14 protein-coding genes and 1 other annotated feature are annotated in these 13,761 nt (G+C 47.1%); of the genes, 7 read left to right on the top strand and 7 right to left on the bottom strand.

Features of this window, described 5'->3' with window-relative positions:
• Positions 1 to 111 precede the first annotated feature (111 nt).
• Together E8L90_RS17320 and E8L90_RS17315 are read left to right on the top strand one after the other, a co-directional pair.
• Complete coding sequence (locus E8L90_RS17320; protein WP_137030531.1) at positions 112 to 2,238, top strand: bifunctional diguanylate cyclase/phosphodiesterase; 2,127 nt, start codon at positions 112 to 114, stop codon at positions 2,236 to 2,238.
• Positions 2,239 to 2,350: 112 nt separating this feature from the next.
• Positions 2,351 to 3,256, top strand: coding sequence for a DMT family transporter (locus tag E8L90_RS17315; RefSeq protein ID WP_137030530.1), 906 nt, complete (start codon positions 2,351 to 2,353; stop codon positions 3,254 to 3,256).
• 61 nt (positions 3,257 to 3,317) lie between these two features.
• Here E8L90_RS17315 and nadD read toward each other — a convergent pair whose 3' ends face one another.
• From nadD to E8L90_RS17295, 4 genes are all read right to left on the bottom strand, one after another.
• Positions 3,318 to 3,956 carry a nicotinate (nicotinamide) nucleotide adenylyltransferase gene (gene nadD / locus E8L90_RS17310; protein WP_137030529.1) on the bottom strand — a complete coding sequence of 213 codons (639 nt, stop codon included), beginning with the start codon at positions 3,954 to 3,956 and terminating at the stop codon, positions 3,318 to 3,320.
• 29 nt (positions 3,957 to 3,985) lie between these two features.
• Positions 3,986 to 4,531, bottom strand: a complete 546-nt coding sequence (locus E8L90_RS17305; protein ID WP_137030528.1) for a cysteine hydrolase family protein — start codon at positions 4,529 to 4,531, stop codon at positions 3,986 to 3,988.
• Between the two features lie 28 nt (positions 4,532 to 4,559).
• Positions 4,560 to 5,348: an NUDIX hydrolase gene (locus tag E8L90_RS17300; RefSeq protein WP_137030527.1), complete on the bottom strand. Its 789-nt coding sequence runs from the start codon at positions 5,346 to 5,348 to the stop codon at positions 4,560 to 4,562.
• Positions 5,349 to 5,501: 153 nt separating this feature from the next.
• Positions 5,502 to 6,188, bottom strand: coding sequence for a YceI family protein (locus E8L90_RS17295; RefSeq protein ID WP_137030526.1), 687 nt, complete (start codon positions 6,186 to 6,188; stop codon positions 5,502 to 5,504).
• A gap of 280 nt (positions 6,189 to 6,468) precedes the next feature.
• Here E8L90_RS17295 and E8L90_RS17290 point away from each other — a divergent pair, with 280 nt between their 5' ends.
• The 5 genes from E8L90_RS17290 (at position 6,469) to E8L90_RS17270 (ending at position 12,022) form a co-directional block, all read left to right on the top strand.
• A complete protein-coding gene (locus E8L90_RS17290) occupies positions 6,469 to 7,152 on the top strand; it encodes a response regulator transcription factor (protein ID WP_137030525.1) in 684 nt (227 codons plus the stop codon).
• Positions 7,149 to 8,645 carry a sensor histidine kinase gene (locus tag E8L90_RS17285; protein ID WP_137030524.1) on the top strand — a complete coding sequence of 499 codons (1,497 nt, stop codon included), beginning with the start codon at positions 7,149 to 7,151 and terminating at the stop codon, positions 8,643 to 8,645. The genes E8L90_RS17290 and E8L90_RS17285 overlap by 4 nt, the downstream gene beginning before the upstream one ends.
• A 49-nt stretch (positions 8,646 to 8,694) precedes the next feature.
• Positions 8,695 to 8,936: a binding site (T-box leader), on the top strand.
• Positions 8,937 to 9,061: 125 nt separating this feature from the next.
• Positions 9,062 to 9,562, top strand: coding sequence for an Lrp/AsnC family transcriptional regulator (locus E8L90_RS17280; protein ID WP_007722565.1), 501 nt, complete (start codon positions 9,062 to 9,064; stop codon positions 9,560 to 9,562).
• Positions 9,559 to 10,737 (top strand): aminotransferase, encoded by a 1,179-nt coding sequence (locus E8L90_RS17275; RefSeq protein WP_137030523.1) that lies wholly within the window; start codon positions 9,559 to 9,561, stop codon positions 10,735 to 10,737. The genes E8L90_RS17280 and E8L90_RS17275 overlap by 4 nt, the downstream gene beginning before the upstream one ends.
• A gap of 373 nt (positions 10,738 to 11,110) precedes the next feature.
• Positions 11,111 to 12,022 carry an aminoglycoside phosphotransferase family protein gene (locus tag E8L90_RS17270; RefSeq protein ID WP_137030522.1) on the top strand — a complete coding sequence of 304 codons (912 nt, stop codon included), beginning with the start codon at positions 11,111 to 11,113 and terminating at the stop codon, positions 12,020 to 12,022.
• Positions 12,023 to 12,093: 71 nt separating this feature from the next.
• On the opposite strand, the gene E8L90_RS17265 is transcribed toward E8L90_RS17270, so the two are convergent.
• The 3 genes from E8L90_RS17265 to E8L90_RS17260 all read right to left on the bottom strand — a co-directional run bounded on the left by E8L90_RS17265 (position 12,094) and on the right by E8L90_RS17260 (position 13,695).
• Positions 12,094 to 13,149, bottom strand: coding sequence for a TolC family protein (locus E8L90_RS17265; RefSeq protein WP_137030521.1), 1,056 nt, complete (start codon positions 13,147 to 13,149; stop codon positions 12,094 to 12,096).
• A 215-nt stretch (positions 13,150 to 13,364) separates the two neighbouring features.
• Positions 13,365 to 13,511 carry a hypothetical protein gene (locus E8L90_RS30320; protein ID WP_167497607.1) on the bottom strand — a complete coding sequence of 49 codons (147 nt, stop codon included), beginning with the start codon at positions 13,509 to 13,511 and terminating at the stop codon, positions 13,365 to 13,367.
• The gene (locus tag E8L90_RS17260; protein WP_137030520.1) at positions 13,504 to 13,695 is read right to left on the bottom strand and encodes a hypothetical protein; all 192 of its coding nucleotides are present in this window, start codon (positions 13,693 to 13,695) and stop codon (positions 13,504 to 13,506) included. The genes E8L90_RS30320 and E8L90_RS17260 overlap by 8 nt, the downstream gene beginning before the upstream one ends.
• Positions 13,696 to 13,761 lie beyond the last annotated feature (66 nt).

Here is a 13,761-nt window from a genome sequence, read left to right as displayed (position 1 = left end):
TCGTTGATCTTTCGGTAAAACATGGTAAAATGGAACGAACTTGTAATCTGAACGTTACGATCCTTCTGTAAGGATCATTTTTTTTGACTGTATCCAAAGCAGGTGATAGAAATGAAAAACCAAATGATGTCTTCACTGACACCACAAGATTGGGTAGGGCTACTACGCGAAAAAGATGGTGAGCTGAACATGGTTGTGAATGAGCTGGCAGATGTCAAATACGCTTTGGACCAATCCACGATCTTAGCAATTACGGACCATAAGGGGATTATTTTGCGGGCAAATGAGCAATTTTGCCGCATATCGAAATACGATCGAAGCGAATTGATTGGAAATGACCATCGTATTCTTAATTCGGGTTACCATCCGAAAAGCTTTTTTAAAGAAATGTGGTCTTGTATTAGATCTGGCCAGGTCTGGCGGGGAGAAATTCGGAATCGCGCAAAAGATGACGGCTATTATTGGGTCGATACCACCATCGTGCCATTTAAGAACCAAGCGGGCGAAATCTACCAATACCTTTCCATTCGCAGTGATATCACAGCTCGTAAGCAGATGGAAGACGAGCTCAAGCGGAGTGAAGAAAAGTATCGTATCATCGCGGAAAACACGTCGGATATCATCAGCATCATCAACCTGGATGGGGAATTTCTTTATTTGTCCCCGTCTCACAAGCGTGTATGGGAGCATACCGTTCCTGATGAGGAAATCCTAAACCTGTTCGAGTGGATTGTGGAGGATGACCGGGATATTTTTGCTTATGCGATTCATCATGCCTTCTCTACTCGTAAGGAGTACATGGTAGAATGCCGGATTAATACCCAAAGAAACGATGTGATCTGGACAGAAAGCAAAATCAATCCGATTATGGATGAGGAAGGAAATGTGACCAAGCTTCTCCTCGTTACCCGTGACGTCACAGACCGAAAACGGTCCGAAGAGACGATTCACCACTTGGCTTATCACGATGCGTTGACAGACCTGCCGAATCGACGGATGTATGTCCAACAGCTCAGCAAGGAAATGATTCAGGCCAAGCGTTTCCAATCGAATCTGGCTGTGCTGTTTTTGGATTTGGATCGCTTCAAGGATGTGAACGATTCGTTTGGTCATGACGTAGGGGATATGTTGCTGATCAAAGCAGCAAAGCGTCTACAGGCATGCCTCAAGCCAGGAGATGTCGTGGCCAGGCTAGGTGGAGACGAATTTACGATCATGCAGAACCAGGTGCAAGATCGCAACGAAGTGACTGCATTGGCAGAGCAGATCATGTATCAGCTGCAGCGGCCGTTTGAATTGGCTGGTCATGTATTCACCGTGTCGTGCAGCGTCGGCATCGCCCTGTACCCGCAGGATGGAGACAATCCCGAAGATTTGTTGAAAAGGGCCGATACGGCATTGTATACCGTAAAATCGCGCGGGAAGAATGGCTATGACTTTTTCGATCCGACGATGGAGGCGAAGTCGCTGGAGCGTATCTTGATGGAAAATGAGATGCGGAAAGCCATTGAACAAGAGCAGTTCCAAATTTACTATCAGCCCAAAATCGATATCGCGACAAGCGCGATGACAGGCATGGAGGCGCTCGTCAGATGGGTGCATCCAGAGCTGGGCATCATTCCGCCGAATCGCTTTATTCCAATCGCCGAGGAGACAGGGATGATCCTGGCGCTCGGAGAATGGATTTTGAAACAGGCGTGCAAACAAAATAAAATCTGGCACGATCAAGGATATACGCTAAGAGTCTCTGTGAATTTGTCAGCGAGACAGATCTATCAAAAGGATCTGATCGAGATGATCAAGGATATTCTTCAGGAAACAAATCTGTCACCTGATTGGCTGGAGCTCGAGATTACGGAGAGTATTTTTGTCAAAATGGAAGAGGCGACGGCAGTCCTGCAACAGATTCGGGATATCGGTATCCAAATTTCGATTGATGATTTTGGGACAGGCTATAGCTCGTTTAGTTATATTAAAAGCTTGCCAGTTGATACAATCAAAATTGACGCCTCGTTTATTCGTGACATTCATCATAATCAAGAGAGTCAAGCAATTGTAAAAGCAATTGTCACCATCGCACAAAGTCTCAATATGAATGTCATCGCAGAGGGAATTGAGCTCCATGATCAAGTAGCAGCTTTGAAGGAAAATGGCTGCGACCACGGTCAAGGCTACCTGTTCAGTAGGCCGCTTCCGACAGATGCTTTCGACCAGTTCCTGCGACAAGAGCTGCAATAATATGGCAGAAAGGAAAGCCGGGTGAGAACATCCGGCTTCTTCTTTTGTGTGGTACGATAAGAGGCGGACAAAAACATAAGTGCAAGTGTGCAGCTAGAAAGGGAGGCCCCTCGTGGGAAAGTTTTCGGGTAAGACTGTAGTCGCTATTGCAAGTTTAGTGTTGATGTGGGGATTAAGCTGGTCGATCTACAAAATGTCACTCGCCTATACGCCACCGATTTTATTCGCAGGAATGCGTTCGCTGATTGGCGGACTTTTGCTCGCTTTATTCATTTTACCGAAATGGAAAAAGATCAACTGGAGTGAAAACTGGTTGCGTTATTGTATATCTGCTCTTCTGAATACATTGTGCTTTTACGGCATTCAGACAGTTGGACTTGTGTATTTGCCAGGTGGATTATTCTCTGTATTGGTGTATTTCCAGCCAATCCTGATTGGGCTCTTTGCCTGGTTGTGGCTGGGTGAGAGCATGACGGTGCTCAAGATCATTGGGCTGATCATGGGATTCATAGGGATACTGGCGGTCAGTGCAGATGGACTCACTGGTCAGGTTTCCATCGTGGGCGTCATTTTAGGTTTGTTGACGGCTCTTACGTGGGCGCTGGGCGTGATCTATGTGAAAAAAGTCAGTGCCAAGGTAGATTCGCTGTGGATGGTTGCCATGCAATGCATCATTGGTGGCGCGGCCTTAACTCTTTTGGGGACAGGCGTAGAGAGCTGGTCTGACATTGTCTGGAATGCTCCATATCTGATCGGTCTTGGCTATGGCGCTACATTTGGTGTGCCGATTGCCATTGTCATTTACTTTGGGCTTGTAAATGCAGGAGAAGCGAGCAAGGTGGCCGCCTTTACGTTTCTCGTGCCGCTCATCGCAGTCGTCACTGGCACCATTTTCATGGACGAGCCGGTTACGTATTCGCTTATCGCAGGTCTCGTATTGATCGTGTGCAGTATTTGCTTGGTGAACTATCAGAAAAAGATACGACAACCTGCAATTGCCAATCATCTCAATCGTTGATGGAGACGACAAAGAAAACAGCCGACACTTCACACAGGTTCGGCTGTTTTTCTTATGGAGACTATACGTAGGGTTCTTTGTAGATTCCATTTTCATAAATGTACTGAAGGCAAGCATCGGGCAACAGGAAGCTGGGATCGCCGCCTTTGCGGATTTCGTCGCGGATGTAGGTAGAGCTGATTCCCATGTTGATGCCCTTGCTCATAATGAGGAAATGCTCGTCATGATTGCGTAGCAGCGCGTCCTCCGCGATCAGGTCAGCGGTCGGATAGCCTTCGCGCGACATCACGATGAAGTTGAAGCCTGCGACCAGCTTTTCAGCGTTGCCCCAGTTCGACAGTCCCTCTAACAAATCCGATCCCATGATGAAAAAGAGCTCGTCGCTCGGGTACTTCTTTTTCATGTGCATCATCGTATCGTACGTATAGGTTTCACCTGGCAAGGCATCCATTTCGACTGTTGAAATCTCGAAAAGGGGTTCGCCATCTTTGTTTGTTTTGTGTTCACAGCCAGCCAAAGCCAGTTTGAGCATGTGCAAGCGATGGGCATCCTCTGTCTGCAATTTTTTGTCATGACGCTTCGAAGAGCAGGGTACGAAAATGATTTTGTCCAGTCGTCTCCGGTGAGCGACGGTTGCAGCCGTGAACAAATGGCTGTACGTGATGGGGTCAAAGCTGCTACCATAAACGCCGATTCGCATAAAAATAGCCTCCTATCGTCATGAGCCTGTTATTTTTTTCGAACAGTCATGCCAAGCTGGTTTTGAAAATGACTGAGAGCCCATTTGTGACCTTCGGGAAGAAAGCTCGCTACGGCATCCTCGTGGATGACGACAGAAAAGCCGTTATAAAAGCCTTCAATCGCTGTATGCAGCACACAAATGTCTGTGCAGACACCTACCAGATGAATCTCAGTAATACCTCTCGTGCGCAACAATAATGCAAGGTCGGTGCCTTGGAAAGCACTGTAGCGCGTCTTATCCATCCAGTGAACGGTATCTTCAAATTCCTCGTAAATGTCCTGAATGCTGCCATACAAATTCCGGCCAGTCGAACCGATAATGTTGTGCGGAGGGTAGAGTCCAGTCTCAGGATGGTACGGGTCCTGTTCTCGATGAGCGTCCACTGCCATGACGACAAAGTCGCCTTCTGCGAGGAAGTCGCGGATCAACTCTCCAATGCGTCCTTCAATAGCCTGACCAGGCTCCCCACAAGTCAATGCACCATCTGTCGCGACAAAATCATTCGTGTAGTCGATCACAATCAAAGCTTTCATAGCAAAAACCTCCTGAATGTGGACTTTTTCAGTAAATCATGGCGATTGGCGTAAAGCCGGTAAAGCGATAGAGCTTGGCTGGCGAATTCGAAAACTCGGTCGAGTAGACAGGCTGTCCGTCAGCCGATAGAACTGGCTCGAGAAGTCCTTGCCGTCTGGTTGTCGCAAGCAGGCGCCGCTCAAAATTGCCGCGATCTTTTGCCAAAAAGGATGGAACGACGGTCTCGATCACTTGCAGTAATTCACTCAAGGTAAACTCATCTGGCAAAAAAGCTTTGGCGATAGTTGTTTGTAGCATCTGCTCACGAACGCGCTGTAAGGCGTCAGTCAAAATTTCACGATGATCAAAAGCGAGGTTGAGGGCAAAGGCTTCCTCAATCGGAAACAGCTGCGCGTCTGATGCATCGTCGTTTGCCTGTGCGTGCTTCAATAAGTCTTCATGAACGAGGGAGACATAGGCAACGCTTGGGATCCAACCACGAGGGTCTCTTCCCGGCTTGTAGTATGTCTTCAGCTGTTCGATGTGTACATCGCGGTCAATATTCGTCTCTTCTTTTAACTCACGATAGGCGCATTCGTCCAGTGTCTCCGATTCATGGGAAAAACCGCCAGGCAAGGCCCATTGCTCTCCAAATATATTGCTTTTTCGCTTGATCAGAAGAACGGCCAATTGCTTGAGTGGCAACGATTTGGTTTTCGTTTGGCGCGGGATGGAAAGGAGCGTAAAGAGGCAAATATCTGTAGGAAGTCCATCCGGCGAGCGGTACTTTTTGGTCCGAAAGTGGATGCGTTTGGCTCGAAGGGGAGACGTACTCACAAGATCATCCTTTCCGTTTGCTCGAATCTGTTCTCATATTTTCATGCTATGATATTGTTTTAACAATGTCAATATTACAATGTAAAAAACTGTGAAAAAAGACGTCTGTGAAGGTCAGACGTCCCTGTAAGCAGTTCGCGCGAAAAGGACTGATTAAACAGCATCCAACGCGAGTCGCAGTGTAATAGTAATGTTTTCCTCTGTTTTGGCGACGATCGTATGAGGGCTAGTCAATCCGAAGTCACCAAACGTTACGACGGAAGTTCCCTCCAATTGCAGCTTGCCTTGGGAATAAATCGAGTCAGCATCAATTTTCACATCTTTGGCAATTCCTCTTACGGTCAGGACGCCATTGATGGTGAACGAAGCCTTTTGTCCTTCTGTCCATGTGGATGGCCAGTTCTCAAAGGATTTCGCTTCAAAAGTAGCAGCTGGATGGACGGCTGTATCAAAGTAATCAGGAGATTTGATATGGGTGTCGCGTTTTTCATTACCGGAGTTCAGCTTATTCAAGTCAGCGGAAGCTGTTGCTTTCATTTGGTCGGGTGCAGAGAGGTTCACATCCCAACTGCCAGTAATGCCGTCCATTTCAAAGTTTACCGTTTCTTTCGACGTCGTTACGGAGAAATAGACTTTGGACTGGTCATTGATCGTCCATTTTTTATTCAGTTGATCTGCTGTCAAAGGCGTAGAGGAAGTGGTAGATGAGGCTACGGCTACCGCAGCTGCAGGCCGGATCTCCACATGGTTTCCCGCAAAATAGTCATAGAGCATGTAACCCCCGATACCAACCACGAGCGTGGCAACTGAGGCAGTCAGGATAACTGAATTCTTTTTCATTATTGAATAACCTCCATGTTTTTGAAGTGTTCAGACTTGGGTCGTATGTATTTGGCTTCGCAGGGATCATTATGAGAGAGGAAGCTGAGTGGGTCTTGAAAGCTGGCTGAAAGTTTGTTGAATGCGCAAGGGGAAGAGAATTATCAACGTTTTTTATATTGGATTTACATTTTTTGGTTTATTATTTTACAAAAAGCTTTCAGCTTGTACTCAGGGCATATTCAGCAAACATTCAGCTACGCTTATCCTGTTCAGGTAAAATAGAGCTGAGGTGAAAGAAATGAGCCTAAACAAAGGCATTAAAATATTGCTTGTCGATGATGAGCCGACCATCCTGCAATTTTTGGAGATGGGTCTTGAGAATGAAGGATTCCAAGTATTGACGGCACAAGATGGGATGACAGCCGTGACCATGGTGAAGGAGCATCAGCCGCATGTCGTTATTCTCGATGTGATGATGCCTGGCATGGATGGCTTCGAGGTATGCCGGATGCTTAAAAAGATACAGAATGTAGCGACGATTATGCTGACAGCGAGGGAGGACGTGGAGGATCGGGTAAAAGGGCTGACTCTCGGTGCCGATGATTATATGATTAAGCCGTTTAGCTTTGAAGAGCTGCTTGCTCGTATCCATGCGCGCATTCGTAATCATTATCCACATCTGCTCTCTAAGGTACTCCTCGGTCCATTTCAGATCGATGACAGGCGAAAAGAAATTACCTACGGGGACAAGCTTCTGGAGCTATCGCCAACGGAATACTCTTTGCTGAAATATTTGGTGACAAATCACGGCTTGGTGCTAAGTAAACCAATGATTCTGGACAACGTGTGGGGCTATGATTTCGGTGGGGAGGAGAATATTGTCGAGGTGTATATTCGTTCCCTGCGCGACAAATTGAATGATCGTCAGCATCGGATTATTCGCACATTGCGCGGTGCGGGCTATCGGGTTGATTTTGTATGAAGAAGAATCGAAACAATCTATGGGCCCCTTTTCTAGAACCGAACTCTTTACGATATCAGCTGCTTTCTCGTTCGTTATTTATCTTATCGGGGTTGCTGCTTCTAATCGGCATGATTCAATACATATTGATGGAGCAATTCTTGTATCGCAGCAAAGCGGAAAGCTTGTTAAATCTGGGAGTTACCGTTCCTTATCAGGTCTTGGAGGACACGGAAACGCTCCCAAAGAACGATCAGTATGTCAGTGCGTTGCTTTCCTTGCGTACTCCCGATATCAAGTTTGCCTTTATTGACAACGACGCAAATGTGACGGAGCTGTTTGCGAATCCGAGCGAAGGGTATTCGCCACGCTTTCCGGAGAGTCTATACCGCGAGATCTTGGCTAGTGGCGTATGTAGTTTTAAATACAAAATCTTGGAAGGTAGCACGGGGAAGGATTATTTGGTCGTGTTAGCACCAATCCGTTCACCTGAACAGCTACAAGGAATTGTACAGCTAAGTACCCCTGTTGGCTCGATGCGAGAAGTGCTGTTTCCGCAGTTGATCATTTTCTTTTCTGCATCTGCACTCGCCTTGCTTATCGGTTTGTTAACCTATGTGCCTGTTCTCCGCCGTACGCTGAACCCACTTTCGCGTATTGAGGTAACAGTTGAGCGGATTAATGCGGGGAATTTGGATGAGCGACTTCCGATGGATCAAGGCCAAATGGAGATTGATCAATTATCGGCGGTCTTTAACGGAATGCTGGAACGGTTGGAAACCTCCTTTAAAACTGAGCAGGAAGCTGGGGAGCGGATGAGGCGCTTTGTAGCGGACGCTTCGCACGAGTTGCGAACACCGCTGACATCCATCCATGGTTTTTTGGAGGTGCTGTTGCGCGGCGCGGCGGCAAATCCCGAACATTTACAGAAAGCATTGAAAAGCATGCACGGCGAGACAGAGCGGCTGAACAAACTCGTCAACGATTTGCTGTACCTGGCTCGGATGGATCGGGAACCAGCTTTCCTTTTGCAAGAAGGACAGTTGGACACGGTCGTGCACAGTATGGAATCACAGCTTATGGTCCTGGCTGGTGAACGAAACATTCATTTCCGTGTAGAACCGAATGTTACGGTTGCTTTCGACTGTGACGGAATAAAGCAAGTTATCCTCAATCTGTTTCAAAATGCGGTGCAGCATACTGACCCTGTGAATGGTGAGATCGAGCTTATATTAAGCAAGATTGCCAATGGGATTGAAATGACGATCAGAGATAATGGAGCCGGGATAGCACCGGAGCATGTCCCGCATGTATTCGACCGTTTCTATCGGATTGAATCCTCACGCGCACGCAAAAGCGGAGGGGCTGGACTGGGGCTGTCGATCACCCAATCCATCGTAGAAAATCATCGTGGAAAAATTGACGTACAAAGCAGCTTGGGGACTGGGACGGTGTTTCGTGTTTGGTTGCCTAACGGTTTGAAAGAGGTTCAGCAGACAGAAGTTGTTGGTTGACAATGAGAGAAACCGTCATTTATAATCTGAGACATTCAATAAAACAATCAACACAGCCGTGAAAAGGAAAGTAAAAAAGGGATTTTGACGTCCAGAGAGTTGCCTGTTAGCTGAGAGGGCGACCGCGAACTCTTTTTGAAAGCCACCTTGGAGCTCTGCTTTTGAAAATGCCAAGTAGAAAGCAGCGGATGGCCCACGTTATGGGGCGCATGTCTACGTAGACAGCACAAGTTTGCCTTTTGTGAGAGAGGCAAAAAAGCTGAGTGGTACCGCGATACCTTCGCCTCAGCAACCGAGATTCATGGAAATCATGAGTCTGGTTGCTGGGGCTTTTTGCTTTCTGACGTCGTTCAAAAAGTCGACTAATTGAACACGTACTTATGTAAAAAATAAAGAGAAAACTGGAGTGGTGGGGCATGGATCGCTTGAAGCAAAGAGAGCTGTTGCACCTGTTGGAAGAAGACAGTCGCATGAGCGCCGAGCAAATCGGAAAGATGATCGGAGAGCCGACCGAGGTCGTTGAGCAGACGATTGCAGCATTGGAAGCCGAGAAGGTTATTGTCAAATATCCAGCGCTGGTCAACTGGGAGCGTGTGGACGATCATCCGTACGTGAACGCGATGATTGATGTGAAAGTGACGCCCAAGCGCGACGTCGGCTTTGATGAAGTAGCGGAGCGAATCTGCCGTTTCCCAGAAGTGAAGGCTGTTTATTTGATGTCTGGTGCAAGCTATGACTTGTCGATTATTTTGGAAGGCAAAACGATGAAAGAGGTAGCGACTTTTGTTTCGCAAAAGCTGTCCACTCTTGATTCAGTTGTCTCAACAGCTACACATTTTATTTTGAAACGTTACAAGCACGATGGCATTGAGCTGGAAGATCGTGACGAAGATCACAGGATGGTGGTTACGCCGTGAGTACACAAGTTGAAGTCAAAAACCGTTTATCCAGTACAGTTCAATCGTTGAAGCCATCAGGCATTCGCCGCTTTTTCGATTTGGCAGCATCGATGGAGGGAGTCATTTCCTTAGGTGTAGGGGAGCCTGATTTCGTCACTCCTTGGCGCATGAGAGAAGCTTCGATTTCTTCGTTGGAGCGTGGACATACAGCTTATACATCCAATGCAGGTATGCTGCCATTGCGTGTGGAAATTCAGAAATACTTGGAGGAACGTTTTTCGGTCAGCTATCATCCAGAGACAGAAATTCTCGTGACGGTTGGTGCCAGCGAAGCGATTGATATCGCACTGCGTGCTATTCTCGATCCAGGTGATGAAGTATTGGTCGTGGAACCTTGCTACGTCTCCTATGAACCTGTTATTCGCTTGGCTGGTGGGGTGCCGGTATTCCTGAAAACAACGATGGAAAACGAGTTCAAGCTGACACCGCAAGAGTTGGAGACGCACATCACCGCGCGTACAAAAGCAATCATTTTCTGCTATCCAAATAACCCGACCGGGGGGACGATGACGGCTGAAGAGTGGAAAACACTTTTGCCGATCATTGAAAAGCACGACCTCATGGTGATCTCCGATGAGATTTATGCGGAACTTACCTATGGTCGCATGCACGATAGTATCGCGGCACTGCCAGGAATGAAAGATCGGACGATCCTGATCTCCGGTTTTTCCAAAGCGTTCGCGATGACCGGCTGGCGTCTGGGGTATGTCTGCGCATCGCCTGATTTGCTCGCAGGCATGCTGAAAATCCATCAGTACACTATGCTGTGTGCTCCGACAATGGCTCAGATGGCTGCATTGGAAGCCCTGCGTCATGGACGTTCTGATATGGAACGAATGATCGAGAGCTACCGTCAGCGCCGCAATTATGTGGTAGATGGATTCCGTCATATCGGATTGACTTGCCATGAGCCAGACGGAGCCTTCTACGCATTCCCGTCTGTAGCTTCTACAGGTCTTAGCTCTTCTGAATTTGCGGAGAAGTTGCTCATGGAGGAAAAGGTAGCTGTCGTACCTGGAGATGTATTCGGCGAAAGCGGGAAGGGACATATCCGTTGTTCTTATGCAACATCGATGGAGCAGTTAAAGAAGGCGCTTGAACGTATGGAGCGCTTGATGGGACGACTGTCCTAATATTTTCAGGGAAATAAAGGGGGGGCGGCTTTCATGCTGCTCCCTTTTTGGTGAAGTGGCTGTGGTGGGGAAGAAGCGCATTTCCAGTCTACGCTTCGGCCTACGCCCCGCAAGGGGGGATTCACTGGCCGCCTCGGAAAAAATGGTGGGAGTGCTTCAAACGTAGAAGTTTCGATGAAGTGTTTCATAGGTGAAGCTGAAATTCCCCACCATTTTTTCCAAGGCTGGGATGGGCTCCAGAGGCGCTTGACTGGAAATGCACTTCTTCTTACGCGGCTGCGGTAAGGGAGCAGCTTGAAAGCTGGTGCAAGAAGATGAGTGAAGGTAGGGCAAGAAGTTTAAAAGCCACAAGCTTTTTAGGAGGAGATTCCTAATGATTTTATTGCCAACCCATTTTACGCAAACAATTACGGGCGTACATAAAGAAGCAGGTCGTCTCTGGCTCGATTCCTTTCATGAGTTGATTGCTGATTGCGAAGTGCGGTGGTCTTTGAAGGTACTAGAGCCGTTTCCACTCTCCTATAACTTTGTAGCACCAGTTGTGTTGCAGGATGGGAGAAACGCAGTGCTGAAGCTGGGAGTGCCTGGACTGGATTGGCAGAGAGAGCTGGCAGCGATTCGGGCTTTTGCAGGCAGGGGAATGGTGCAGCTACTCGATGCTGACGAGGAAAAAGGGATCATGCTTTTGGAGCGCATCATGCCAGGAGAGACACTGGACAAGCTGAGTAGCGAAGATGAGCGAATACAATGCTTGGCGGACGTGATCAAAAGAATGCATACACCCGTTTCGAAAGGTGGCAAGCTTGCGTCTACGTTTCCGACGATCGCAGACTGGGCTGTGGGACTGGAACAGATTCGCCCTCATTTCCAAGGGGGGACAGGATCGATTCCCGAGCAAATGGTGGAGCGAGCCATGAAATGGTACAAAAAGCTTCTCTCCACACAAAAAGAACCATGTCTGCTGCATGGTGATCTTCATCATGAAAATATTTTGCGCGCCGAAAGAGAGCCGTGGTTGGCAATTGATCCAAAAGGACTGATCGGGGAGACGGAATACGAGGTGATTCCGTTTTTGCTGAACCATTTGCCTGAGGATGGGGTAGAAGAAGTGGTGAAACAGCGGGTCGATGGGCTGACGAGGGCACTGTCTTTGCAAAAAGAGAGAGTGTTGGCGTGGGCCTATTGCCACAGTGTACTATCGGCTTGGTGGTTCATAGAGGATTTTGGCGCGGACGGTGGTCGTTTGGTGATGCCGGGAGCTTTTGAGAGGCTAATCAATGAGTAAAGGCTTCACCCTGTGGGATGAAGCCTTCTCTATTTGAAATGAATGAATGCGATATTTCGTGACACGAAATATTAATAGCCAGTTGATTGATTCAAGGTAGTAGCAGCGAGATTGTATTGATAAATCGATTCGATTGCTTTTGTTTCGGATTCAAATAGGTTTGCTTCGACCTCCATCAGTTCTTTCATCGATGCTTTTCCTAATCTATATTGATCGAGTGTTGCCTGATAGCGCTCCCATGCGGTTTCTTTCTTTGTTGTATTTTCCCCTAATGCCTTTTGCGCTGCTAGTGCCTTCGTATAGTTGTCACTTACTTCCTGACCGATTTTCTTCTGTGTTTTTTGTTTTTGCAGTTCCGCTTTTTTGTGCTCATTTCTTGCGATTATCCCTTTATGTGTGCTGAGTGCGGTATACTCTGCCGTGTAATCAATTCTGACTTGGGTAAAGTCTATTTCTGCTTGTGCTTTGATCATCTCAGGACGTTTTTCATAAGCTTTTGCTTGCAATTGCTCAAGGGAAAGCAGCTCGTGCTGGGTCAGATCAGTGGTGACTATTTTCCATTTTTTGTCTGCTTTTTCATTCAATAAATCGTTGAGCTTGGCCAATGCTTGTTTGTAGCTGGCTTCAAGGGTAGCAAGATTTTTGTGAGCTTCTGTTTCTTGGGAGTCCAACCAGTACTGTCTTTGCAAGCTTTTCTTTTGCGCTTTGATTTTGGCCTCTAATGATTGGACTTCGAAGAAAGCTTTTTGCACTTGCAACTGGATGTTGTTTTTTTGCGTATTCAGGGCGACTTCATCGACAATCACTTCTTTGATCGCTTTGGCAGCGTCTTCGAATTTCTTTTTTGCGTCAGCCAGCGTCATGATGTCGGCTTTTTTGATTCCTTCTTTTTCTCTTAGTATGATGGATGTTTCGTATTTTGTAATATCTAGCTCAAGCCGAAGCAGCTCGAAATCGATGCTATTTTTTAGTGCCTGTTCAATTGCGAAATCTAGCGATAAAGGGGAATCATCCGTCTGTTCAGAAGTAGCCACGAGAGGAGCGGCCTGAGCCAAATGGACGCCACCTGTGAGGAGAGAAGTGACTAATGTTGTGCTATAAATGTGTTTGAAAAGCCTGGATTTCATGGGGCAACCTCCTGAGCATATACACAAGAATCTGATAATGATTCTCATTTGCAATTTATGAAAAGTATATATTTCCAGTAGAATTTCGTCAATAACAAAATGTCTTTCCCCATATTCTTGGTCAGAAATCCAAAAGGAATCCCCTTTGGGAAACAGGAAAAGTGAGCATCTGCCTGTTTCCCCAAAGGGGATTTGTTTTTCGTAATGGGAAAGAACTATTCTTTATCTCTATTTTCTTTGTTTTCCGCTGCCGACTTGGCAGTTTGATCCAATGTCCCTTCCTTTGGTGTAAGGGAATAACCATGCATATTGCTTCCGTTATAACCCATGTCCGGCTTTTCCTTTGAGATGTGATCAGTCATTTGCTTCCCCCTTGTATTGTCCAGTGGGTTTAGAGTCTTGCTGCACATACGGATTGTCGACGTCATTTGGTTCCTTGTCCAGATTGGTACGGATTGCGAATATTGGGCTAGTCGGAGGTTGAGCGATCAGTCTGTCATCCAGTTGTTTGAAATCAGGCAGGTCGTTTTCGCCATTGTCATACATATTCGTCTCCTCCTTTACGGGTTAGTATGTCCATGAGGGCGGAGGCTGTGACGATCATCTTTGGGC

The sequence above is a fragment of the Brevibacillus antibioticus genome (genome assembly GCF_005217615.1).
Lineage (GTDB): Bacteria > Bacillota > Bacilli > Brevibacillales > Brevibacillaceae > Brevibacillus > Brevibacillus antibioticus.
This window is presented reverse-complemented; position numbering and strand designations above follow the sequence as displayed.

What these genes read in the sequence shown, in the direction of transcription:
- E8L90_RS17295 (WP_137030526.1), bottom strand. Translation starts at nt 6,188, where the DNA reads ATGAAAAAGAATTCAGTTATCCTGACTGCCTCAGTTGCCACGCTCGTG.
- E8L90_RS17290 (WP_137030525.1), top strand. Translation starts at nt 6,469, where the DNA reads ATGAGCCTAAACAAAGGCATTAAAATATTGCTTGTCGATGATGAGCCG.
- E8L90_RS17265 (WP_137030521.1), bottom strand. Translation starts at nt 13,149, where the DNA reads ATGAAATCCAGGCTTTTCAAACACATTTATAGCACAACATTAGTCACT.
- E8L90_RS17305 (WP_137030528.1), bottom strand. Translation starts at nt 4,531, where the DNA reads ATGAAAGCTTTGATTGTGATCGACTACACGAATGATTTTGTCGCGACA.
- E8L90_RS17270 (WP_137030522.1), top strand. Translation starts at nt 11,111, where the DNA reads ATGATTTTATTGCCAACCCATTTTACGCAAACAATTACGGGCGTACAT.
- nadD (WP_137030529.1), bottom strand. Translation starts at nt 3,956, where the DNA reads ATGCGAATCGGCGTTTATGGTAGCAGCTTTGACCCCATCACGTACAGC.
- E8L90_RS17260 (WP_137030520.1), bottom strand. Translation starts at nt 13,695, where the DNA reads ATGTATGACAATGGCGAAAACGACCTGCCTGATTTCAAACAACTGGAT.
- E8L90_RS17285 (WP_137030524.1), top strand. Translation starts at nt 7,149, where the DNA reads ATGAAGAAGAATCGAAACAATCTATGGGCCCCTTTTCTAGAACCGAAC.
- E8L90_RS17320 (WP_137030531.1), top strand. Translation starts at nt 112, where the DNA reads ATGAAAAACCAAATGATGTCTTCACTGACACCACAAGATTGGGTAGGG.
- E8L90_RS17280 (WP_007722565.1), top strand. Translation starts at nt 9,062, where the DNA reads ATGGATCGCTTGAAGCAAAGAGAGCTGTTGCACCTGTTGGAAGAAGAC.
- E8L90_RS30320 (WP_167497607.1), bottom strand. Translation starts at nt 13,511, where the DNA reads ATGACTGATCACATCTCAAAGGAAAAGCCGGACATGGGTTATAACGGA.